Raw genomic sequence first — 620 nt, forward strand, 5'->3', positions numbered from 1 at the left:
CCTTTCAGCTTCGACGTCTCCGTCTGGGAGTTCTTCTGGCCCCTCATGACGGGCGCGCGCCTCGTCGTCGCGAAGCCCGGCGGACACCAGGAGCCCGCCTACCTCGCGCGCCTCATCGCCGAGGCCGGTGTCACCACGCTGCACTTCGTGCCCTCCATGCTCCAGGTGTTCCTGGAAGAGCCAGGGCTGGAGGCGTGCACATCGCTGCGTCGCGTGGTGTGCAGCGGTGAAGCCCTGCCCCTGGAGCTGGCCGAGCGCTGCCTGCGGCGGCTGCCGTGGGCCGGACTGCACAACCTCTACGGCCCCACCGAGGCCGCCGTCGACGTCACCTTCCACCAGTGCCTGCCAGGGGAGTCTCGTCGCTCGGTGCCCATTGGCCGGCCCGTGGCCAATACCCAGATTCGCCTGCTGGACTCCCGCCTGGAGCCCGTTCCCGTGGGCGTGCCGGGGGAGCTCTTCATCGGCGGCGTGCAGGTGGGGCGCGGCTACCTGGGACGCCCGGAGCTGACGGCCGAGCGCTTCATCCCGGATGCCTTCAGCGACACACCCGGCGCGCGGCTGTACCGCACCGGCGACGTGGCCCGCTGGCTGCCCGACGGTGCCATCGAGTACGTGGGCCG

At 71.5% G+C, this 620-nt stretch carries 1 protein-coding gene; it reads left to right on the top strand.

Translation table 11 applies throughout. The features are described 5' to 3' along the window. Nucleotides 1–620 (top strand): AMP-binding protein (locus ACLEQD_RS44955; protein ID WP_410392000.1); only part of this gene is annotated, 620 nt, incomplete at both ends.

Source organism: Corallococcus sp. 4LFB (assembly GCF_046520365.1).
Lineage (GTDB): Bacteria > Myxococcota > Myxococcia > Myxococcales > Myxococcaceae > Corallococcus > Corallococcus caeni.